At 71.7% G+C, this 21,021-nt stretch carries 21 protein-coding genes, 5 tRNA genes and 1 pseudogene; 10 read left to right on the top strand and 17 right to left on the bottom strand.

Annotated elements, in window-relative coordinates:
- Positions 1–13: 13 nt before the first annotated feature.
- A complete protein-coding gene (locus tag IH48_RS0128195) occupies positions 14–973 on the bottom strand; it encodes a thiamine-phosphate kinase (protein WP_030910654.1) in 960 nt (319 codons plus the stop codon).
- 200 nt (positions 974–1,173) lie between these two features.
- Here IH48_RS0128195 and IH48_RS0128190 point away from each other — a divergent pair, with 200 nt between their 5' ends.
- Together IH48_RS0128190 and IH48_RS0128185 are read left to right on the top strand one after the other, a co-directional pair.
- Complete coding sequence (locus IH48_RS0128190; protein ID WP_030910652.1) at positions 1,174–1,407, top strand: Lrp/AsnC family transcriptional regulator; 234 nt, start codon at positions 1,174–1,176, stop codon at positions 1,405–1,407.
- A gap of 19 nt (positions 1,408–1,426) precedes the next feature.
- Entirely contained in the window at positions 1,427–1,930 is a 504-nt protein-coding gene (locus tag IH48_RS0128185) for a DUF3515 domain-containing protein (RefSeq protein WP_030910650.1), read from the top strand.
- A gap of 35 nt (positions 1,931–1,965) precedes the next feature.
- Here IH48_RS0128185 and IH48_RS0128180 read toward each other — a convergent pair whose 3' ends face one another.
- The 3 genes from IH48_RS0128180 to IH48_RS0128170 form a co-directional block, all read right to left on the bottom strand.
- Positions 1,966–3,123 (bottom strand): D-alanine--D-alanine ligase family protein, encoded by a 1,158-nt coding sequence (locus IH48_RS0128180; RefSeq protein ID WP_030910648.1) that lies wholly within the window; start codon positions 3,121–3,123, stop codon positions 1,966–1,968.
- Between the two features lie 91 nt (positions 3,124–3,214).
- Complete coding sequence (locus tag IH48_RS0128175) at positions 3,215–4,216, bottom strand: NAD(P)H-dependent glycerol-3-phosphate dehydrogenase (protein WP_030910646.1); 1,002 nt, start codon at positions 4,214–4,216, stop codon at positions 3,215–3,217.
- Positions 4,213–4,977 carry a lysophospholipid acyltransferase family protein gene (locus IH48_RS0128170; RefSeq protein ID WP_030910643.1) on the bottom strand — a complete coding sequence of 255 codons (765 nt, stop codon included), beginning with the start codon at positions 4,975–4,977 and terminating at the stop codon, positions 4,213–4,215. Before IH48_RS0128170 ends, IH48_RS0128175 begins: the two co-directional genes overlap by 4 nt.
- Positions 4,978–5,153: 176 nt before the next feature.
- On the opposite strand from IH48_RS0128170, the gene cofC reads away from it, so the two are divergent.
- Together cofC and IH48_RS0128160 are read left to right on the top strand one after the other, a co-directional pair.
- On the top strand, positions 5,154–5,825 hold the full coding sequence (gene cofC / locus IH48_RS0128165; protein WP_030910641.1) for a 2-phospho-L-lactate guanylyltransferase: 672 nt from the start codon (positions 5,154–5,156) through the stop codon (positions 5,823–5,825).
- Positions 5,826–5,906: 81 nt separating this feature from the next.
- Positions 5,907–6,110, top strand: a complete 204-nt coding sequence (locus IH48_RS0128160; protein WP_030910639.1) for a hypothetical protein — start codon at positions 5,907–5,909, stop codon at positions 6,108–6,110.
- Between the two features lie 89 nt (positions 6,111–6,199).
- Here IH48_RS0128160 and IH48_RS0128155 read toward each other — a convergent pair whose 3' ends face one another.
- The 4 genes from IH48_RS0128155 to leuC form a co-directional block, all read right to left on the bottom strand.
- On the bottom strand, positions 6,200–6,802 hold the full coding sequence (locus IH48_RS0128155) for an HU family DNA-binding protein (RefSeq protein WP_030910637.1): 603 nt from the start codon (positions 6,800–6,802) through the stop codon (positions 6,200–6,202).
- A gap of 141 nt (positions 6,803–6,943) precedes the next feature.
- A complete protein-coding gene (locus IH48_RS0128150; RefSeq protein ID WP_030910634.1) occupies positions 6,944–7,171 on the bottom strand; it encodes a hypothetical protein in 228 nt (75 codons plus the stop codon).
- Between the two features lie 115 nt (positions 7,172–7,286).
- Complete coding sequence (leuD, locus tag IH48_RS0128145) at positions 7,287–7,895, bottom strand: 3-isopropylmalate dehydratase small subunit (RefSeq protein WP_030910631.1); 609 nt, start codon at positions 7,893–7,895, stop codon at positions 7,287–7,289.
- A gap of 2 nt (positions 7,896–7,897) precedes the next feature.
- The gene (leuC, locus tag IH48_RS0128140) at positions 7,898–9,328 is read right to left on the bottom strand and encodes a 3-isopropylmalate dehydratase large subunit (protein ID WP_030910628.1); all 1,431 of its coding nucleotides are present in this window, start codon (positions 9,326–9,328) and stop codon (positions 7,898–7,900) included.
- Positions 9,329–9,505: 177 nt separating this feature from the next.
- On the opposite strand from leuC, the gene ndgR reads away from it, so the two are divergent.
- Positions 9,506–10,222 (top strand): IclR family transcriptional regulator NdgR, encoded by a 717-nt coding sequence (gene ndgR / locus IH48_RS0128135; RefSeq protein ID WP_030910625.1) that lies wholly within the window; start codon positions 9,506–9,508, stop codon positions 10,220–10,222.
- Between the two features lie 91 nt (positions 10,223–10,313).
- Here the strand turns inward: ndgR and IH48_RS0128130 are convergent.
- The 6 genes from IH48_RS0128130 to IH48_RS0128105 all read right to left on the bottom strand — a co-directional run bounded on the left by IH48_RS0128130 (position 10,314) and on the right by IH48_RS0128105 (position 11,533).
- Positions 10,314–10,386 (bottom strand) — tRNA-Glu (locus IH48_RS0128130).
- A gap of 14 nt (positions 10,387–10,400) precedes the next feature.
- Positions 10,401–10,472: transfer RNA gene (locus IH48_RS0128125), tRNA-Gln, on the bottom strand.
- A 13-nt stretch (positions 10,473–10,485) separates the two neighbouring features.
- Positions 10,486–10,558 (bottom strand) — tRNA-Glu (locus IH48_RS0128120).
- Between the two features lie 28 nt (positions 10,559–10,586).
- A tRNA-Glu gene (locus IH48_RS0128115) sits at positions 10,587–10,659 on the bottom strand.
- An 18-nt stretch (positions 10,660–10,677) separates the two neighbouring features.
- Positions 10,678–10,749 (bottom strand) — tRNA-Gln (locus IH48_RS0128110).
- Between the two features lie 85 nt (positions 10,750–10,834).
- Positions 10,835–11,533 carry an HAD family hydrolase gene (locus IH48_RS0128105; RefSeq protein ID WP_030910622.1) on the bottom strand — a complete coding sequence of 233 codons (699 nt, stop codon included), beginning with the start codon at positions 11,531–11,533 and terminating at the stop codon, positions 10,835–10,837.
- 166 nt (positions 11,534–11,699) lie between these two features.
- Between IH48_RS0128105 and IH48_RS0128100 the strand changes: the two genes are divergently transcribed.
- Complete coding sequence (locus IH48_RS0128100) at positions 11,700–12,491, top strand: SAM-dependent methyltransferase (RefSeq protein ID WP_030910618.1); 792 nt, start codon at positions 11,700–11,702, stop codon at positions 12,489–12,491.
- Between the two features lie 56 nt (positions 12,492–12,547).
- On the opposite strand, the gene gltX is transcribed toward IH48_RS0128100, so the two are convergent.
- The 3 genes from gltX to IH48_RS36695 all read right to left on the bottom strand — a co-directional run bounded on the left by gltX (position 12,548) and on the right by IH48_RS36695 (position 15,098).
- Entirely contained in the window at positions 12,548–14,023 is a 1,476-nt protein-coding gene (gene gltX / locus IH48_RS0128095; protein ID WP_078850110.1) for a glutamate--tRNA ligase, read from the bottom strand.
- Positions 14,016–14,801 (bottom strand): fumarylacetoacetate hydrolase family protein, encoded by a 786-nt coding sequence (locus IH48_RS0128090; protein ID WP_030910613.1) that lies wholly within the window; start codon positions 14,799–14,801, stop codon positions 14,016–14,018. The genes gltX and IH48_RS0128090 overlap by 8 nt, the downstream gene beginning before the upstream one ends.
- Before the next feature lie 129 nt (positions 14,802–14,930).
- Positions 14,931–15,098 (bottom strand): hypothetical protein, encoded by a 168-nt coding sequence (locus tag IH48_RS36695; protein WP_199810025.1) that lies wholly within the window; start codon positions 15,096–15,098, stop codon positions 14,931–14,933.
- Between the two features lie 570 nt (positions 15,099–15,668).
- Here IH48_RS36695 and IH48_RS0128080 point away from each other — a divergent pair.
- From IH48_RS0128080 to IH48_RS35340, 4 genes and pseudogenes are all read left to right on the top strand, one after another.
- The gene (locus IH48_RS0128080) at positions 15,669–19,958 is read left to right on the top strand and encodes a nitrate- and nitrite sensing domain-containing protein (protein ID WP_030910611.1); all 4,290 of its coding nucleotides are present in this window, start codon (positions 15,669–15,671) and stop codon (positions 19,956–19,958) included.
- A gap of 5 nt (positions 19,959–19,963) precedes the next feature.
- Entirely contained in the window at positions 19,964–20,377 is a 414-nt protein-coding gene (locus IH48_RS0128075) for a roadblock/LC7 domain-containing protein (RefSeq protein ID WP_030910608.1), read from the top strand.
- Between the two features lie 109 nt (positions 20,378–20,486).
- The gene (locus tag IH48_RS0128070; protein WP_030910606.1) at positions 20,487–20,894 is read left to right on the top strand and encodes a DUF742 domain-containing protein; all 408 of its coding nucleotides are present in this window, start codon (positions 20,487–20,489) and stop codon (positions 20,892–20,894) included.
- Positions 20,875–21,021, top strand: a pseudogene (locus IH48_RS35340) (ATP/GTP-binding protein); the annotation flags it as partial. The gene IH48_RS0128070 and the pseudogene IH48_RS35340, both read left to right, overlap by 20 nt.

Genomic DNA, 21,021 nt, shown 5'->3' with positions numbered 1-21,021 from the left:
GACGACCCTACGTTCACGCGTCGCCGAAGTGGTCCCAGCCCCCGTCCCCGGTCCACGGTGCGCCGTCGACGGTGACCTGCGGCTGGGCGGACGGGCCGCGCACCTCGCCGATGACCTTCCACCGCGCGGGCAGCTTCACGTCGGGCGGGAAGGTCGCGACGATCGCGTGGTCCTCGCCGCCGGTGAACACCCACTGGAGCGGGTCGATGCCGACGGCCTGCCCGATGTCGCTCATCTGCGAGGGGACGTCGACGAGGTCGGAGCGCAGGTCGATGCGGACCGTGCTGGCCTGCGCGATGTGCCCGAGGTCCGCGACGAGCCCGTCGCTGACGTCGGTCATGGCGGTGGCGCCGAGCCCGGCGGCCGCGGGGCCCGCGTGGTACGGCGGTTCCGGCCTGCGGTGGGCCTCGACGAAGGCGCGCGGCGAGCGGAAGCCGCGCGAGAGCACCGCGTGCCCGGCGGCCGACCAGCCGAGCCAGCCCGTGTAGGCGACGATGTCGCCGGGGTGTGCGCCGGAGCGCGTGACCGGCTCGTGGCCGCGCAGATCGCCGAGCGCGGTGATGGCGACGGTGATCGAGTCGCCGCGCACGACGTCTCCGCCGACGACGGCCGCGCCCGCGACCTGGGACTCGTCGCGGATGCCGTCCATCAGCTCGGCGGCCCAGGTCACCGGCAGCTGCGCGGGCACGACGAGCCCGAGCAGCAGGGCCGTCGGCACGGCGCCCATGGCGGCGATGTCGGCGAGGTTCTGCGCGGCGGACTTGCGGCCCACGTCGTACGCGGTCGACCAGTCCCTGCGGAAGTGCCGCCCTTCGAGCAGGAGATCCGTGCTGGCGACGACCCTGCGGTCGGGTGCAGCCACGACCGCGGCGTCGTCGCCGGGCCCGAGCCGGACCGCCGGGGTGGTGGTGAGGCGGGAGGTGAGCCTGTCGATCAGCCCGAATTCCCCCAGCTCCCCCACGGTTCCCTTCACCGGGTCTCCCTTCTCTGTGTGCGGCGAGAGGCCGTTGTCCGGCCGCTTCGTGCGTGTGCTCGCAAAACGCGGGCGGGCGCGCGGAGAATCCGCGGGAAACGGCCTGGACGCACCGGGTCTCCCGCCGGCACCGGCCGACGCGATACCGTGGCGTCCCTTCTCCCCTGGGACATGATCCTCATGGCCGCCCTGGAGGCTCCGTGGTACAGGCGTACATCCTCATCCAGACCGACGTGGGCAGAGCGACGGCGGTGGCCGAGACCATCGCGGCGTTCCCCGGCGTGCTGCGCGCCGAGGACGTCACGGGTCCCTACGACGTCATCGTGCGCGCCCAGGCGGACACGGTCGACGAGTTGGGCCGCATGGTCGTCGCCAAGATCCAGCGGGTGGACGGCATCACCCGTACCCTGACCTGTCCGGTCGTGCATATCTAGCCCCGTCTACGCTTGTCCGGTGACACCTCTTCGCCGAAGGGCCTCCGGGCGCAGGCTACCGGGCCGCCTCATCGCGACGTTGCCCGCCGTGGCCGTGCTGTGCGCGGCGGGCTGCTCGGGCGGCGGCTCGGCGGCGCACGTCGCGGTGCCCAGGCCGCCCGCCGACCAGGTCAAGGTGTGCGACGCGCTGCACAAGCGGCTGCCCGGCAAGGTCGGCGGGCAGAGCAGGCGCGATCCCCGGCCGAGTTCCGGCCTGACGGCGGGCTGGGGCTCGGGGTCCGCGTCGATCGTGCTGCGGTGCGGGGTGCCGCGTCCGAAGGCCATGAGCGACCCGCAGTCGGCGGCGGTCGACGCGAACGGCGTGAGCTGGATGGTGCAGCCGTACGCGAAGGGGCAGCGGTTCACCACCACGTACCGCGCCGCCTACGTCGAGGTCACGATGGGCTCGAAGTTCGCGCACGACGGTACCCCGATCGCGCAGCTCGCGAAGGCCGTGGGCACGACGGATCCGTCGACCGTCTGACGGGCCGGCGTGTCCGGCCCGTCTCGCGCGTGTGCTCAGCGCAGCCCGGTGGACCGGCGCAGCGCGGCCTTGATGAGCAGGTCCACGAGTTCGGCGTAGCCGACGCCGCTCTCCTGCCACATGCGGGGGAACATCGAGATGGGCGTGAACCCCGGCATGGTGTTGATCTCGTTGATGACGAAGGCGCCGTCCTCGGTGAGGAAGAAGTCCGCGCGCACCAGGCCCTCGCAGGACACCGCCTCGAACGCCGCCACCGCGAGCCGCCTGACCTCCGCGGTCTGCTCATCGGTGAGCGGCGCGGGCACGAGGCCCGACGCGGAGTCGATGTACTTGGCCTCGAAGTCGTAGAAGTCGTGCGCGGTGACGGGCGGGATCTCGGCCGGCAGGCTCGCCCGCGGCCCGTCCTCGAACTCCAGCACCCCGCACTCGATCTCGCGGCCGCGCAGCAGCGACTCCACCAGGACCTTGGGGTCGTGGCGCCTGGCCTCGTCGAGCGCCTCGTCGAGGCCCTCGAACCCGTCGACCTTGCTGATGCCGACGGACGAGCCGCCGCGCGCGGGCTTCACGAACAGCGGCCAGCCGTGCTCGGACGCGAAGTCGACGATGCGCCTGCGCGCGCCTGATTCGTCCTGTTCCCACTCGCGTGGCCTGATCACCAGGTACGGGCCGACGGGCAGCCCGAACGAGGTGAACACCCGCTTCATGTACTCCTTGTCCTGGCCGACGGCCGACGCGAGCACGCCGGCGCCGACGTAGGGCAGGCCGGAGAGCTCAAGCAGGCCCTGGAGCGTGCCGTCCTCGCCGTACGGGCCGTGCAGGACGGGGAAGACGACGTCGACGTCGCCCAGCGCCTTGGGCACGGAGCCGGGCTCGCTGTAGACCACTTCGCGGTTGCCCGGTGCGACGGACAGCACCACGTCGCCCTCGGTGGACTCGGCGATCTGATCGACGCTGGGGACCGCGCGGTCGGTGATGGCCATCCGCGCCGGGTCGTCGGCGGTCAGCGCCCAGCGGCCGTCCGCGGTGATGCCGATGGGCAGGACGTCGTAGGCGTCACGGTCGATCGCCGCGAGCACCGCTCCCGCGGTGACGACGGAGATGCCGTGCTCGGAGCTGCGGCCCCCGAAGACGACGGCTACGCGCGGCTTGCGGGGCTGGCCCTGAGGGCTCTGGGAGGCGTTCAGGCTGCTCATATCGCGATGAGGTTACCCGCAGATCCCGCACGGGTCAGCGGCCGAGGGGCCGTTCGGCGCGCCGCCGGCCCGTACGGGCCCGCGGTGCTACTCAGAGCCGTTCGGCCTTGGCGCTGCGTGACATGAGCTCCTTCAGCGCGGTGAGCGGAGCCTTGCCGTTGTGGACGATGTCCACGATCGTCTCGGTGATGGGCATCTCGACGCCGTGGCGGCGCGCCAGGTCGAGCACGGACTCGCAGGACTTGACGCCTTCGGCGGTCTGGCGGGTGGCGGCGATGGTCTCGTCGAGCGTCATGCCGCGGCCGAGGTTGATGCCGAAGGTGTGGTTGCGGGAGAGCGGCGACGAGCAGGTGGCGATCAGGTCGCCCATGCCGGCGAGGCCGGAGAACGTGTGCGGGTCGGCCCCCATCGCGAGGCCCAGCCTGCTGGTCTCGGCGAGGCCCCTGGTCATCAGCGATGCCTTGGTGTTGTCGCCGAACTCCATGCCGTCCGCGATGCCGACGGCGAGTCCGATGACGTTCTTGACCGCCCCGCCGAGTTCGCAGCCGACGACGTCGGTGTTGGTGTACGGGCGGTAGTAGGCGGTGTGGCACGCGGTCTGCAGGCGCCGCGCGACGGACTCGTCGGCGCAGGCGACGACCGCGGCGGCCGGCGTGCGTGCGGCGATCTCCAGGGCGAGGTTGGGGCCCGTGACGACGGCGACGCGTTCCGCCGGCGCCCCCGCGACCTCCTCGACGACCTCGCTCATCCGCTTGGCGGTGCCGAGTTCCACGCCCTTCATCAGGGACACGAGGACGGTGTCGGACGGCAGGACGGGCGCCCAGCGCGCCAGGTTGCCGCGCAGGGTCTGCGACGGCACGCACAGGACGGTGAACTCGGCGTCCCGCGCGGCCTCGGCCGGGTCGCAGGTGGCGCGGACACGGTCGGGCAGGCGGACCCCCGGCAGGTACTCGGGGTTCGTGCGGGTGGTGTTGATGGTCTGGGCGACGTCCGTGCGGCGCGCGCAGAGCGTCACCTCGCACCCGGCGTCGGCGAGGATCATGGCGAACGCGGTGCCCCACGATCCGGTTCCGAAGACGGCGACCCTGGTCACGTTGTTCCCTCGTCCTGTTCCGTTTCCGCTCGCGCGGTCTTTCGGCGCTCCCGCACCCGTGCACTGCGCGGATCGTACGGCACCTCGGGGGCGGGCTCGCCGCGCAGCTTGACCAGCAGTTCGGTGATCGCCGCCATGATGACCTCGGAGACCTCGCGCAGCAGGTCCTGCGTCATCGCCCGGCCGTAGTACGGCGACAGGTCGACGGGTCTCCCCACGAGGACGTGGTGCGTCTTGCGCGGGAGTACGGACGCCTTCTTCGCGTACGGCGGGAGCACTTCGTTGGCGCCCCACTGGGCGATCGGGATCACCGGGCACTTCGTCTGCAGCGCCACGCGTGCCGCCCCGGTGCGGGCGACCATGGGCCACTGGCCCGGGTCGCGGGTGAGGGTCCCCTCGGGGTAGAACGCGACGCACTCGCCGCGCTCCACGGCGTCGATGGCGGCGCGGAAGGCGCCGCGCGCGTCGCTGGAGTCCCGGTACACCGGGATCTGCCCGCTGCCGCGCATCACGGCCCCGATGAAACCGTCCGTGAACAGGGAACTCTTCGCGAGGAATCTCGGCACGCGGCCGGTGTTGTACTGGAAATGGCCGTAGGCAAAGGGGTCGAGATGGGAATTGTGGTTCACCACGGTGATGAATCCGCCGTCGGCCGGAATGTTCTCCGTCCCCCGCCAGTCCCGCTTGAAGAGAAGGAGGAGCGGCGGTTTCGCGAGCACCGCCGCAAGGTGATACCAGAAGCCGACTTTTCGGCGGGACACGCGGACACCTTCCTCATTACCTGCCCGGCTCCATGCCCGGCTGCTGGGGGACAAGTGTCGCCCCGAGCCCCTGGTCTGTCGAGGACACCGTACGCCCGGCCCCTCGGGGCGGGGCGGGCGCCGCGGGGGCACCGCGCCACAATGAAACGCATCCGCACGAGGACGGGGAGCCCGCCGTGAACACCGACCCGACGGCCGCATGGTCCCTGGTCGTGCCGCTGAAGCCGCTGACTCTGGCCAAGAGCAGGCTGGCGCCCGCGGCCGACGCGGCACAGCGCCACCGGCTCGCGCTCGCCTTCGCTCAGGACACCGTGGCGGCCGCGATCGCCGCCGACGCGGTGGCCGGTGTGGTGGTCGTCACGGACGACGGGGACGCGGCGGACGCGCTGGCCGCGTTGGGCGCGCGCGTCGTGCCCGACTCCCCCGCGGCGGGTCTCAACGCGGCGCTCGCGCACGGTGCGCACACGGTCAGGGCCGGGCGGCCGGGCGCCCGGGTGGCGGCGCTCAACGCGGACCTGCCCGCGCTGAGGCCGGCGGAGCTGACCCGTGTGCTGCACTCGGCCGCCGCATTCCCGCGCGCTTTTCTCGCCGATGCGGCGGGAATCGGCACGACGCTGCTCGCGGCTTGTGCGGAATGCGCTTTGCGGCCGGCGTTCGGCGGACCCTCGCGCCTGCGTCACGCCGCGGGCGGCGCGGCGGAGATCCTGCTGCGCGACGTGGATTCCGTACGGCGCGACGTGGACACCGCGGCCGACCTGCGGGCGGCCGCGGCCCTCGGGCTCGGCCCCCACACGGCCCGCGTGTGCGGGGCCCCTTCGCCGCTGACCGCACCCCAGGACGTGTCGTGAGGGCCCGCTCTGGGGGGTGACCCGTGGGCGGCGGGTCACGCGCGAGCGGCGGGACGGGGCGGACGCGGTTAGTCTGCGGGCATGCAGGCGACCGCGTACACCTACGACCCCGAGACGCGGCGCGGCAGCGTGCTGCTCGACGACGGCACCCCGGTGGAGTTCGGTTCCGAGGCGTTCGACGCGGGCGGGTTGCGGCTGCTGCGGCCCGGCCAGCGCGTCAGGATCGAGACGGCGGGCGAAGGCGCGCGCCGGCGGGTCACGCTGGTGACACTCGTGACGCTCTGACGCCGTCGGCCGGCGGGCGGGCCGCGCAACGCCGCGGGCCGGTCTCCCCGAGGGGAGCCCGGCCCGGCGTGTGCGCGGCCATGTGCCGCTTACTTGGACCTGGCGGCGGTCTTCTTCGCAGTCGAGCGCGAGGTGGTCTTGCGCGCCGGGGCCTTCTTGGCGGGAGCCGTCTTCTTGGCGGCCGTCGACTTCTTGGCGACCGTCTTCTTCGCCGGCGTGGCCTTCTTCGCCGTGGTCTTCTTGGCGGTGGTCTTCTTCGCGGGCGTGGCCTTCTTGGCGGCGGCCTTCTTCGCCGTCGACTTCTTGGCGGCGGCCTTCTTGGCGGCGGCCTTGGCCGTCGTGCGGGTGGAAGATCCGCCCGAGAGGCTGCCCTTGGGCGCCTTCTTCACGGAGACCTCGCCTCCCTTGGGAAGCTTCTTCGAGCCGCTCACCAGGTCCTTGAAGCCCTGGCCCGCGCGGAAGCGCGGCACCGAGGTCTTCTTGACCCGCACCCGCTCACCCGTCTGCGGGTTGCGGGCGTAGCGGGCGGGGCGGTCGACCTTCTCGAACGAACCGAAGCCGGTCACCGACACGCGGTCGCCGCTGACGGTGGCGCGGACGATCGCGTCGAGCACCGCGTCCACGGCGTCCGCGGCCTGCTGGCGGCCGCCGAGCTTGTCCGCAATCGCTTCTACGAGCTGAGCCTTGTTCACGTCTTCCCCTTCGGAGACATTGCCAGAACGAATGTGTTCAAGCCTTTTCGCACGTTAGGCAGATATATACCGCAAATCAAACACGAAACGGGCTGATCACCCTAGTGCCGCAACGAAGTCGGTCCGGCGCACTTCCACCGGTCAGTCCTCTTCCGGAAAACGACCCTCGTCGAGATCCGTCAGCAGACGGTCAAGGCGCCTTGCCGCATCCGGGAGATCATGCTTCGCCGCAGCCGTGATGACCAGCAGCTTTCGTGTGAGCGCCATGCGTACGCCCTCCGCGACTTGCAGTTCGCGCACTCTCGTGTGCGCTTCCTTCAGTTGTCCGGCGACCGACTCGTAGAGTGCGAGTTGGCTGTCGCGTTCCATGCACCGATTGTGCCATCTGAGGCGAGTTGTCGCCTCACGGGGGCTCAACAAGCAACTGCACCCCCCGCCGGACGGCAGGGGGTGCAGTTGGGGAAAACCGCTGATCAGGAAGGGATCAGGCGGCAATTGTGCGGGGCTTGAAGGACGGCCGCGCGGCCTCGTAAGCCGCGATGTCGGACTCGTTCTGCAGAGTGAGGCTGATGTCGTCGAGCCCGTTCAGCAGACGCCAGCGGGCGTTCTCGTCAAGGTCGAAATCGGCCGTCAGTTGCTCGGCGCCCGCCACGGCGGCACGCACCTGGCGACGCTCCAGGTCGACGGTGACCTCCGCCGCGGGGTCGGCCTCGGCCAGCGCCTGGAGGCGCTCCACGACGTCCTGGTCGAGGACGACGGTCAGCAGGCCGTTCTTCAGCGAGTTGCCGCGGAAGATGTCGGCGAAACGGGAGGAGATGACGGCCTTGAAGCCGTAGTTCTGCAGGGCCCAGGCGGCATGCTCGCGGGAGGACCCGGTGCCGAAGTCCGGACCGGCGACCAGGACGGTCGCGCCCCGGTACTCCTCCTGGTTGAGCACGAAGGACGGGTCCTTGCGCCATGCCTCGAACAGGCCGTCCTCGTAGCCGTCGCGGGTGACCTTCTTGAGCCAGTGGGCGGGGATGATCTGGTCCGTGTCGACGTTGCTGCGGCGCAGCGGGACGGCGCGGCCGGTGTGGACGGTGAAGGCTTCCATGGTTATCGCGCTCCAGCGGGCGTGCGGTCGGCGTCGGACAGGTCGGCGGGTGAGGCCAGATGGCCCAGTACGGCGGTCGCGGCGGCCACCTGCGGGGAGACCAGGTGGGTGCGGCCGCCCTTGCCCTGCCTGCCCTCGAAGTTGCGGTTGGACGTGGACGCGGAGCGCTCGCCCGGCGCCAGTTGATCGGGGTTCATGCCGAGGCACATCGAGCAGCCGGCGTGCCGCCATTCGGCGCCCGAGCCGGTGAACACCTTGTCGAGCCCCTCCTCGACGGCCTGCAGCGCCACCCGTACGGACCCGGGGACGACCAGCATCCGTACGCCGTCGGCGACTTTGCGCCCTTCGAGTACGGCGGCCGCCGAGCGCAGGTCCTCGATACGGCCGTTCGTGCACGAACCTACGAAGACGGTGTCCACCCTGATGTCGCGCAGGGCCTGCCCTGCGGTCAACCCCATGTATTCCAGGGCCTTTTCGGCGGCGTGGCGCTTCGATGCGTCGTCGTACGAAGCAGGGTCGGGGACGCGCTCGGACAGCGGCGCTCCCTGGCCCGGGTTGGTGCCCCAGGTGACGAAAGGCGCGAGGTCGGCCGCGTCGATGAACACCTCGGCGTCGAAGACGGCGTCGCCGTCGGTGCGCAGCGTCCGCCAGTACTCGACGGCGCGGTCCCACTCCTCGCCCTCGGGAGCGTGGGCGCGGCCCTTGAGGTACGCGAACGTGGTCTCGTCGGGGGCGATCATGCCGGCGCGCGCGCCGGCCTCGATGGACATGTTGCAGATGGTCATCCGGGCCTCCATCGAGAGCTTCTCGACGGCGGAGCCGCGGTACTCGATGATGTAGCCCTGTCCGCCGCCCGTGCCGATCTTCGCGATCACGGCGAGGATGAGGTCCTTGGCGGTGACGTCGTCGGGCAGTTCGCCCTCGACGGTGACGGCCATCGTCCTGGGCCGCGCCATGGGCAGCGTCTGGGTGGCCAGCACGTGCTCGACCTGGCTCGTGCCGATGCCGAACGCGAGCGCGCCGAAGGCGCCGTGGGTGGAGGTGTGCGAGTCGCCGCAGACGACCGTGGTGCCCGGCTGGGTGAGCCCCAGCTGCGGTCCCACCACGTGCACCACGCCCTGCTCGACGTCGCCGAGCGGGTGCAGCCGCACGCCGAACTCGGCGCAGTTCTTCCGCAGCGTCTCCAGCTGGGCGCGGGAGACCGGGTCGGCGATCGGCTTGTCGATGTCGAGGGTCGGGGTGTTGTGGTCCTCGGTGGCGATGGTCAGGTCGAGCCGCCGCACCTTCCGGTCGCCGAGCCGGAGGCCGTCGAACGCCTGGGGGCTCGTCACCTCGTGCAGCAGGTGCAGATCGATGAAGAGGAGGTCGGGCTCGCCATCGGCGCGCCGGACGACATGGTCGTCCCAGACCTTCTCCGCGAGTGTCCTACCCATCGCTTTCCCTCCGGCCGGCGCCATCGCCGGCGCTTCATAGAGACATCTGGTCCCGCGTCCGCCCCACCCGCCGGACGCCGGCCGCGGCCCGTGTTCGCGAGTCCGCTCACTACAGATTGGCAAGTTCGCCGGGAAATTGAACTTGCGTTTCACAGAGTGAGACGCGAGTATCGTTTCATGGACAACTCAAGTGGCGTCGGAGTTCTCGACAAGGCCGCTCTCGTGCTGAGCGCCCTGGAGTCAGGTCCGGCCACCCTCGCCGGGCTGGTCGCGGCGACAGGTCTCGCCAGGCCAACGGCCCACCGGCTCGCCGTGGCCCTGGAGCACCACCGGATGGTCGCGAGGGACATGCAGGGCCGGTTCATCCTCGGCCCGCGCCTCGCGGAGCTGGCCGCGGCCGCGGGCGAGGACCGGCTGCTCGCCACGGCGGGCCCGGTGCTCACGCACCTGCGGGACGTGACGGGCGAGAGCGCGCAGCTCTACCGCAGGCAGGGCGACATGCGCATCTGCGTGGCCGCGGCGGAGCGCCTGTCCGGGCTGCGCGACACGGTGCCCGTGGGCTCCACGCTGACGATGAAGGCCGGCTCCTCGGCGCAGATCCTCATGGCGTGGGAGGAGCCGGAGCGCCTGCACAGGGGGCTGCAGGGGGCGCGGTTCACGGCGACGGCGCTGTCCGGCGTGCGGCGCAGGGGCTGGTCGCAGTCGATCGGGGAACGCGAGCCGGGCGTCGCGTCGGTGTCCGCGCCGGTGCGCGGCCCGTCGAACCGCGTGGTGGCGGCGGTCTCCGTGTCGGGCCCGATCGAGCGGCTGAGCCGGCACCCGGGCCGGATGCACGCGCAGGCCGTGATCGACGCGGCGCAGCGCCTGTCCGAGGCGCTGCGCAGGAGCGCGTGACGTCCGCGGGCCGTCGTGTGCGGGCCGACCGCGTGGCCCGCACACGGCGAAGGCCCCCTCCTCGTGAGGAGAGGGCCTTGAGCCTTCCGCGTACCCCCGACCGGATTCGAACCGGCGCTACCGCCTTGAGAGGGCGGCGTGCTAGGCCGCTACACAACGGGGGCGAGATCGTGCGAAGCTGGGCTACCAGGACTCGAACCTAGACTAAATGAACCAGAATCACTCGTGCTGCCAATTACACCATAGCCCATGGTATAGACCAGTAGCCCCGACCGGATTCGAACCGGCGCTACCGCCTTGAGAGGGCGGCGTGCTAGGCCGCTACACAACGGGGCCCCAGCGACCTTCCCGTGAGGAAGATCCGTACCCCCGACCGGATTCGAACCGGCGCTACCGCCTTGAGAGGGCGGCGTGCTAGGCCGCTACACAACGGGGGCGTGCAGAGATGCTCTGCGCTGGGCTACCAGGACTCGAACCTAGACTAACTGAACCAGAATCAGTCGTGCTGCCAATTACACCATAGCCCACCAAAACACAACCCCCTGGTGGGGGTTTTGTTCGGGTTGCGCCCGCCTGACGGGCTTGTCTCCCTCCGGCGGCGCAGGAGGAACATTACCCGATGCCGGGACGCGCTCCAAAACGAGTTGTCCCGCGCAGCAGGGCAGGAAGAGGCCCGAGACCGGTGATGCTCACCAGCTCGGGACGGCCGCCGAGACCGCCCCTGTCGAGCCACACGGCCGCAAGCCCGGCGGCCGTCGCCGCCGCGGCGTCCACGTCGGGTTCGTCCCCGATGTAGACCACATCGCCGGGCGGCAGCCGCAGCGCCTCGCACGCGGCGGCGAAGGCCGCGGGCGCGGGCTTGCCCACGCCGATCTCGGCCGCGCACACGACGGCCTCGAACCGGTCGCGCACGCCGAGCACCGTCAGCTTGCGGTCCTGGTGGCGCAGGGACGAGTTCGACAGGACGGCGTGCCGGAAGTCGCCGGCCAGGTCGTCGAGCGCGGCGAGGACGTCGGGGAACAGCCGCCATGACGCCCGGTAGTGGGCGTGGTACCCGAGGAACCACGCGTCCGCCTCCGCGTCGCTCAGCGGCCGGCCGAGGAAGGTGCGCACGCGCTCCCGTCGCTGCTCCTCGAAGCCGATCTCCCCCGCCACGAAGCGCGCCCAGTGCAGCCGCATGCTCGCGCGCCACCGGTCGAAGGCGTCGGCGCCGGAGGCCTCGCCCAGGTGGCGCTCCAGCGCGAGACGGTCGGCCCCCGAGTAGTCGAAGAGCGTGTCGTCGACATCCCAGAGCACGGCGCGCAGCGGCATGGCACCACCCTAGGGCCTCGGCACCGGCACGGCACGAGGTACCCGCGAGGCGCGCGGAGGGTGGCGTTCCGGATTCAACGGCCTTTGACCAGCGCGTTGTTGGCTGTGAGACTGGCCGCGGCCACCACCCCCCGCCCCGCCCCCTCACCCAGACCGGAGCCCACCCATGGCGTCAGGTGTCCCGAAGCCGCAGGTCGACACGAGCAGGCCGCACTCGGCACGCGTCTACGACTATCTGCTCGGGGGCAAGGACAACTACCTCGTCGACCAGCAGCTCGCCGACCTGCTCCCCGACCTCGTCGCCCACACCGCCCGGCAGAACCGCGCGTTCATGCACCGCGCGGTCGCCTGGAGCGCGCGCAGCGGCATCGACCAGTTCCTCGACGTCGGCACCGGCATCCCCACCCAGCCGAACCTGCACCAGGTGGCGCAGGGCGTCGATCCAGCCGCCCGCGTCGTGTACGTCGACAACGACCCCATCGTGCTGCGCCATGCCGAGGCGCTCCTCGTCTCCGCGCCCGAGGGCCGCACCGACTACCTGCACGCGGACGTGCGCGACCCGGCGGCCATCCTCGAAAGGGCGGGCGGGCTCCTCGACCTGGACCGGCCCGTCGCCCTGTCGCTCGTGGCGCTCCTGCACTTCGTGCTGGACGAGGAGGACCCGTACGGCATCGTCCGCACGTTCCTCGACGCCCTGGCGCCCGGCAGCCACCTGGTGCTCTCCCACGCGACCATGGACACCTTCCCCGGTCCCGTCGACCACGAGCAGGAGCGGATGTACCGGAGCAACATCCCCAACCAGATGCGCACGCGGGCCGAGGTCGAGCGGTTCTTCGACGGCCTCGACCTGGTGGAGCCGGGCGTGGTGACCCCCGCCGCGTGGTTCAAGGACACGCCCGCCCCCGACGCGGGCGACCTGCCCGTGCTCCTCTACGCGGGCGTCGCCCGGCTCCCGTAGGACAAGCGGCGGGAGGGGCGGCCGTTCCCGGCCGCCCCTCCCGCGCTGCCATGTCCCTACGCGGACGCCAGCCTGGCGAGGGCCGCGTCGACGCGCGCCAGGGTGCGGTCGCGGCCCAGCACCTCCAGCGACTCGAACAGCGGCAGGCCCACCGTGCGGCCCGTGACCGCCACCCGCAGCGGGGCCTGCGCCTTGCCGAGCTTGAGGCCGTGCTGCTCGCCCGCGGCGAGTACGGCCTCCTTCAGCGGCTCCGCCTCCCATGTGGTCTCCGCGAGCTTCTCGCGCACCGTGGTCAGCAGCCCGGCGGGGTCGCCCTTCATCGCCTTCGCCCAGGACGCGTCGTCGCGCACCGGCTCCTCGAGGAAGAGGAAGTCGACGTTGGCCGTGATGTCCGAGAGGACCGTGACCCGGGTCTGCGCCAGCGGCGCGAGCGCGTCGAAGGCGCCCTGGTCGAACCGCTCGGGGGCCCAGGGCGCGTGCGGTGCGGCCAGCCAGGGCGCGCACGCCTCGGTGAACGCCTTCACGTCCAGCTGCCTGATGTGGTCAGCATTGATCGCCTCGGCCTTCTTGAGGTCGAAGCGTGCGGGGTTGGCGTTGACCGCGCTGATCTCGAACGCCCCGACCATCTCGTCCATCGTGAAGATGTCCTGGTCCGCCGAGAACGACCAGCCCAGCAGGGACAGGTAGTTGAGCAGGCCGTCCGGGAGGAAGCCCCGCTCGCGGTAGAGGTTGAGTGAGGACTGCGGGTCTCGCTTGGACAGCTTCTTGTTGCCCTCGCCCATCACGTACGGCAGGTGCCCGAAGGCCGGGACGCCCTTGGCGACGCCCAGCTCGCGCAGCGCCCCGTAGAGGGCGATCTGGCGCGGGGTGGAGGAGAGCAGGTCCTCGCCGCGCAGCACGTGCGTGATCTCCATCAGCGCGTCGTCGACGGGGTTGACGAGCGTGTACAGCGGTGCGCCGTTGGCGCGCACGATGCCGTAGTCGGGCACGTTGTCCGGGGTGAAGGTGAGCTCGCCGCGCACCAGGTCGGTGAAGGTGATCGGCTCGTCGGGCATCCGGAAGCGGACGATGTGCCGGCGCCCCTCGGCCTCGTACGCCGCCTTCCGCTCGTCGCTCAGGTCGCGGCAGTGGCCGTCGTACCCGGAGGGCCGGCCGGCCGCGCGCGCGGCGTCGCGGCGCTGCTCCAGCTCCTCGGACGTGCAGTAGCAGGGGTACGCGTAGCCGCCGGCCAGGAGCTTGTCCGCGACGTCGCGGTAGATGTCCATGCGCTGCGACTGGCGGTACGGCTCGTGGGGGCCGCCGACCTCGGGGCCCTCGTCCCAGTCGAGGCCGAGCCAGCGCATCGAGTCGAGCAGCTGCGCGTAGGACTCCTCGGAGTCGCGCGCGGCGTCGGTGTCCTCGATGCGGAAGACCAGGGACCCGCCGTGGTGCCGGGCGAAGGCCCAGTTGAACAGGGCCGTGCGGACCAGGCCCACGTGCGGGTTGCCGGTCGGGGAGGGACAGAAACGTACACGGACGGAGCCGTTAGCCACGCTTGATCACCTTGTTGGTGAGAGTGCCGATGCCTTCGATGGTGACGGCGACCTCGTCGCCGACGGAGAGCGGGCCCACGCCCGCGGGTGTGCCGGTGAGGATGACGTCGCCGGGCACCAGGGTCATGGCCTCGCTGACGTGGACGACGAGGTCCTCGACGGTGCGGATCATCTCGCTGGTGCGCCCGAGCTGGCGCTGGAGGCCGTTGACGGTGCACTGGACCGTCAGGTCGGACGGGTCGAGTTCCGTCTCCACCCAGGGCCCGAGCGGGCACGAGGTGTCGAACCCCTTGGCGCGCGCCCACTGCTTCTCGGACTTCTGCAGGTCGCGTGCGGTGACGTCGTTGGCGCAGGTGTACCCGTAGATGACGTCCCTGACGCGCTCGCGCGGCACCTCGCGGCAGAGGGTGCCGATGACGACGGCGAGCTCGGCCTCGTAGTGGACGTCGTCCGAGAAGTGCGGGTAGACGATGGGGTCGCCCGAGCCGATCACGGACGTGCTGGGCTTGAAGAACGTCATCGCCGCTTCGGGTACCTCGTTGCCCAGCTCCGCCGCGTGCTCCGCGTAGTTGCGGCCGACGGCCACGACCTTGCTGGGGAGCACGGGCGGCAGGAGGCGTACCTCGCTCAGGCGCACCTTCGTGCCGCTGAGCTGGGCGCCGCTGTACGGGACGCCCTTGATGATGTCGAGGAGCAGGCCGGCCGGATCGCCGCCTCCCGCGTCCTCGACAGCGCCGAAGGCGACATTGCCGTCGATGGAGAACCTGGCGATGCGCACGGTTTGCTACTCGCCCCTCACTTCACTCGCGGTCCTGGTCAGCAACTGTTCGGCCGACTCTGGCATCAGGCTAGCGCGGCGACGGGGCGCGGGTGCGTACCGGCGGGGTGGTACCGGCGGGTGCGGTCCCTACAGCTGTGTGCGCCTCGGGTTGGCGGTGCGGAGCGGGAGGGCCCCGCGGTATTCGCGGACCTGCGCCGTGACGAGCCCGGTGGCGTCCGCGAGATGGGCGAGCGTGGTGCGCCTCGGGTTGGCGGTCTTGCGGAAGTCCGTGGCCGTCTTCGCGGCAGGTGTCATGGGGCGATCCCGTTCTCGTGTCTCGCGGGTGGGGCGCGGCGGGCGGCGCGGGCCGCGCATATGCCAACCCTGGAAGGGGTCAGGTTAAACATCTGATTCTCGCCGAAAGGCGCGCCTGACACCCCTCCGCGTGTGAGTTTCCTCACCAGTTGACGGACATTCTTCCTAAATCTTCACGTCTCAGGGCGCCATGAAAACGGTCATCTCACACCAGAAAGCTCCATTCCGCTGCCGATCATGAGGACTGGGACACCCTGAGCCGCCCAGCGGATGTTCCGCAATGACCCGATTTCTCCGTGATCACTTTCGACGATTCGTGACACGGCCGTTACGCGGTGTCATACAGGTCACGGCAGTGCCGCCAGACCTTGTTGGAGATCCGGCACTGTGCTGGAATCACCCCCACCGCCGCGAGTTCCCACCCGGCGCACACGGGCGCGACGGAGCGTCGCGTGTGAACGGGGAGGAACGGCGGACTCACGACCACCATGGGGGGCGTCTCGCACCCCACGACGCCGACACCGTCCTGCCGCACGCGGTGGGACGCCTGGTCCAGAGGTTGCGACGCTAGTGCAGGGACGTTCGAAGAGGGATAGCAGTGCCGCGGCGGAGCAGGAGCCCCGCGGCGCGTCGGAACGCGGCGCCTCGGCCCAGCACACCCGGAACAGGACGGCGGCCGGCCCGTCGCCGGAGGGGAACGAGCGCGCCACCCGGCCCGAGACAGCGAACGAGACCCAGGCGGCCGCGCCCAGGGCCGCCGCGTCACCGGGGGACGCAGGCTCTCGAATAGCCCTGCGCAACTGGCGCATCAGCACGCGCCTCGTCTCCCTGCTGGCGCTGCCCGTGATCGCGGCCACCACGCTGGGTGCGTTGCGGATCGACGACTCGATCAACAACATCAACCAGCTCGACCACATGCAGTTGCTCACGGAGCTGACCAAGGAGGCGACCGCACTCGCCGCCCAGCTCCAGACCGAGCGCGACCAGGAGGCGGGCCCGCTCAGCCACGGCGTGCAGCCGAGCGACCTGAGCATCAAGCAGCTGCAGACCCAGACCGACCGGGCCAGCAAGTCGTTCCTCAATGCGACCAACGCCATCGGCAACACGAACAGCGACGACACGCTCAACAGCATCCGGGCCAACGTCAACCAGATCGCCGGTCAGGTCCAGCAGATCAGCGACCTGCGCAGCGGCGCCTACTCCACGCCCGGCTCGTCCTCGCTGACCGTCGACTCCTACGACCAGCTGATCACCTCGCTGCTGAGTCTGTCCCAGGACATGGCGCAGGCCACCAACAGCCCGGACATGATCAAGCGGACCCGCGCCCTGGCCGCGTTCTCGTCCGCCAAGGAGTACGCCTCCATCCAGCGCGCGATCATCGCCGCGGCCCTGCCGGCCGATCCGAAGAAGCACACGGGCAAACTGACCGAGTCCGACCGTCTCTACGGCGCCGCCGCCGCCAAGAAGGAGACGAACGAGCTCAACACGTTCCGCACGCTGTACCAGTCGATGGGCGGTAACGCCGACGATCTGATGGCCCCCCTGCAGGGCCAGGGCAGTCCCGAGATCAAGGCGGCCGACGACTACGAGAGCCGGGTCTTCGGCGGCCCCGACGGCCTCGCCAACCAGCCCAACCGCAGCTACGCGGACTGGATCGACCAGGCGTCGGTCCGCATCAACACGATGAAGACCATCGAGTCCACGCTGCTCGGCCAGGTGGAGGCCAAGGCGACCGAGCTGCGCCAGCAGTCGCAGCGCGACGCCATCATCAACGGCGCGGTGATCCTGCTGGTCCTCGGCGTCTCCCTGGCGGGCGCGTTCATCGTGGCCCGGTCCATGGTGCGCTCGCTGCGGCGGCTCCAGGACACGGCGACCAAGGTCGCCCAGGACCGGCTGCCCGAGCTCGTCAGGGAGCTCTCCGAGTCGGACCCGCAGGACGTCGACACCTCCGTGGAGTCCGTGGGCGTCCACTCGCGCGACGAGATCGGCAAGGTGGCCGCGGCCTTCGACCACGTGCACCGCGAGGCCGTCCGGCTCGCCGCGGAACAGGCGCTGCTGCGGGGCAACGTCAACGCGATGTTCACCAACCTCTCGCGCCGCAGCCAGGGCCTCATCCAGCGCCAGCTCTCGCTGATCTCCGAGCTGGAGTCCCGCGAGGCCGACCCCGACCAGCTGTCCTCGCTCTTCAAGCTCGACCACCTCGCCACCCGCATGCGCCGCAACGGCGAGAACCTGCTGGTCCTCGCGGGCGAGGAGCCGGGCCGCCGGTGGACACGCCCCGTCCCGCTCGTGGACGTGCTGCGTGCCGCGGCGTCCGAGGTGGAGCAGTACGAGCGCATCGAACTCGCCGCCGTTCCCGCGACCGAGGTCGCCGGGCGCGTCGTCAACGACCTCGTCCACCTGCTCGCCGAGCTGCTGGAGAACGCGACGTCGTTCTCGTCCCCGCAGACCAAGGTCCGCGTCACCGGCCACGCGCTGCCCGACGGCCGTGTGCTGGTGGAGATCCACGACACCGGTATCGGCCTGTCCCCCGAAGACCTGGCCGCGATCAACGAGCGGCTGGCGTCGCCGCCGACCGTGGACGTCTCCGTCTCGCGCCGCATGGGCCTGTTCGTGGTCGGCCGGCTGTCCCTGCGCCACGGCATCCGCATCCAGCTGCGCCCCTCGGACTCCGGCGGCACGACGGCACTCGTCATGCTGCCCGTCGACCTCGCGCAGGGCGGCAAGAAGGCGCCGGCCCAGCCCGGTGCGGCCGGCGGACGCGGCGGCCAGGCGCCGAACGCTCCGCAGGGCCGGCTCGCGGCAGGACCGGGCGCGGACGGCCCCGCCGGCGGCGGGAAGCCCGGGCTCGGCTCGGGCCCGGGAGGCGGTCTCGCCGGCCTCGGCACGGGCAACAACAAGCTCGGCGCGGGAGCGGGCGCCTCACGCGGCCAGGTCGGTGCCGGAGCGGCACCGCGCGCCGCGCTGCCCTCGCGCGACGCGGCGTCCTCGGCGCCGCGGGGCGGCGCCCCGAACGCGGGCGGCGGGCAGGACCGTGGCGCGACGAGCATCTTCGCGCAGAACGCCTTCGGCGCGGGACAGCAGCCGCAGGGCTCCGGCGAGCAGGAGCACCGGGACCGGCAGGCGCCGCGAGGTCCGGGCGCCGACCAGGGTCCGGCCACCGCGCAGATGCCCGCTGTCGGCGGCGGCCACGCGCCCGAGCCCGCGGCCGGGTTCGACCAGGGCGGCGGGCGCTTCGGCCAGGGACGGCAGGACCGCGAGCTGCCCGTGCGCGACGACGTGTTCGGAGGGCCGCGCGACGGCCGGACCGCCGGTGACGCGGAGCAGTCGCCACGCGGTGGCTTCAGCGGGCGCGCGCAGAACGCCTTCCCGCAGGCGGGCGGCCGCGCCGGCGGTGAGGGTCCGGGTGCCAGGCAGCTGCCGCCGCCCGGCATGCCGCGCGCCGAACTGCCCGGCGGCCCCGGGGCCGCCTCGTCCGGTCACCCGCAGGAGCGGATGCAGCTGCGTCCCTCGCTCGACGCCCCGCGCGGCCACGACGACGCGGCCGACCAGTTCGGCCGGCCGCGCCCCGATCGCCAGGACCGGCGCCCCGACCAGCACAGCCCGCGCCCCGACGACCGGCAGGGCCCCGGCTCCACGGCCGAGTTCGCCCGTCCGGACTTCTCGGCGCAGGCCGGTGCCCAGGACCCGCAGGCCACCGGTCAGTTCGCCCGCCCCGGCTTCGACGCCGCACAGCAGGGCTACGACGCGCAGGGCGGCTACACCGACCGCCGGCAGGAGTACGGGCAGGGCGGCGCCCCCGGCTACGGCGCGGGGCCCGGCCCCGCCCGCGACACCGGGCAGAACCCCGCGTACGGCACGGACCGCCCGCAGGCCTGGGACGACCGCCAGGGCCGGCGCTACGACACCGGCCCCAACCCGGTGTACGACACGGGCCGCGGTCAGGACCAGGGCTTCGCTCCCTCGTACGGCGACAGCGACCCGTCGTACGGCCGCCAGACTCCCGCGCCGCAGGGCTACGACGCCGGACAGCAGGGGTACGGGCAGCAGCAGGACTTCTCGCAGCAGCGCGGCCGCCAGGGCGGTGTGCCGCCGCAGCCGCAGCAGCAGGACCGAAGGCCCCAGCAGCCCGACGCGCTGCCGCCCGCCCCTGGTCCCGGCGACGGCCGCACGCCGCTGTACGACACGCTGGAGACCAACTGGTTCCACGGCGGCGGGCAGCAGCAGGGCACCGCACCCGGCGTGTCCGCACAGGGCGGCCAGGACCAGACGGGCCCAGCCCAGACCGGCCCAGCCCAGAGCGCCCAGGACCGCAGCCGCCAGGACCAGGGCGGGAACGTCCAGGGACCGGCCGCGCAGGGTGGCGAGCAAGGCTACGGCCGGGGCGACGTACCCCGGCAGGAGGACCGCCCGCGTCCCGCGATGCCCCGCCGGGACCCCGGCAGCGGCCTGCGACGCGACGCGGAGGCGTCCGGGTCCCTGTTCGGCGGCGACCCGGCACAGGAGGCCTCCGAGGGTGGTCACAACGCGGCGCCCGTGGGCCCCTCGCCCACCTCAGCCTGGCGCGCCTCGCCCAACGACGAACTGGTGCGGCAGGCCGAGCGGGTCAGGAAGCCCGCGGCCGGCGGCATCACCACCTCGGGCCTGCCCCGCCGTGTCCCGCGCGCCAACCTGGTGCCGGGCACAGCACAGGAGCAGAGCACGCAGACAGGGCCGCAGGTGTCTCGCGCACCCGCGGACGTACGGGGCCGGCTGACCAACCTCCGCCGGGGTATCCAGCAGGGCCGCAGCGCGGGCTCCGGCGGTACCAACGGCGGCGGGTTCGATTTCGGCCCCTCTCACCAGCAGGAGCGTCAGTGAGTCCGATGAGTCAGGCTGCGCAGAACCTGAACTGGTTGATCACGAACTTCGTGGACAACACCCCAGGGGTGTCGCACACGGTCGTGGTCTCCGCCGACGGGCTGCTGCTGGCCATGTCGGAAGGCTTCCCACGGGACCGGGCCGACCAGCTCGCCGCAGTGGCATCGGGTCTCACCTCGCTGACCGCGGGTGCCTCCCGGATCTTCGAAGGCGGCCTGGTCAACCAGACCGTGGTGGAGATGGAGCGCGGTTTCCTCTTCCTGATGTCCGTCTCCGACGGCTCCTCCCTCGCCGTGCTCGCCCACCCCGAGTGCGACATCGGCCTGGTGGGGTACGAGATGGCACTCCTCGTCGACCGAGCGGGCACGGTCCTCACACCGGACCTCCGCGCCGAACTCCAGGGGAGCCTGCTCCACTGAGACTCTCCAAGGCACCGTCCCAGCTCACCCACCGTCAGGCCGCCGAGCCGTCCCCCCACCGGCCACGAAGACGGCACGCAGACATCCTGCTGTCACGCCCGGAGGATTCATGACCCCGCCCACCGCCTCTCACGATCCGTACGGCGCGTCCGTCGACGCCAGTTACGGCCCGGAGGGCGACCAGCCGCTGGTACGCCCTTATGCGATGACCGGCGGCAGAACCAGGCCCCGGTACCAACTCGCCATCGAGGCGCTGGTCTCCACGACGGCGGACCCCGCCCACCTCGCCACGCTGCTGCCCGAGCACCAGCGGATATGCCACCTGTGCCGTGAGGTCAAGTCGGTGGCCGAGGTCTCCGCGCTGCTCACCATGCCGCTCGGCGTGGCCAGGATCCTCGTCGCGGACCTGGCGGAGGCCGGCATGGTCGCCATCCACCAGCCGGGCAACGGCGAAGCGGGGGGCGCGCCCGACGTGACACTGCTGGAAAGGGTGCTCAGTGGACTTCGAAAGCTCTAGCGGCTCGGCCGGAGGCAGATCGACCACCAGCGCGAAGATCGTGGTGGCGGGCGGATTCGGCGTGGGCAAGACCACGTTCGTCGGCGCCGTCTCGGAGATCAACCCGCTGCGTACCGAAGCCGTCATG

This window comes from Streptomyces sp. NRRL F-5126 (assembly GCF_000721265.1).
Classification (GTDB): domain Bacteria; phylum Actinomycetota; class Actinomycetes; order Streptomycetales; family Streptomycetaceae; genus Streptomyces.
This window is presented reverse-complemented; position numbering and strand designations above follow the sequence as displayed.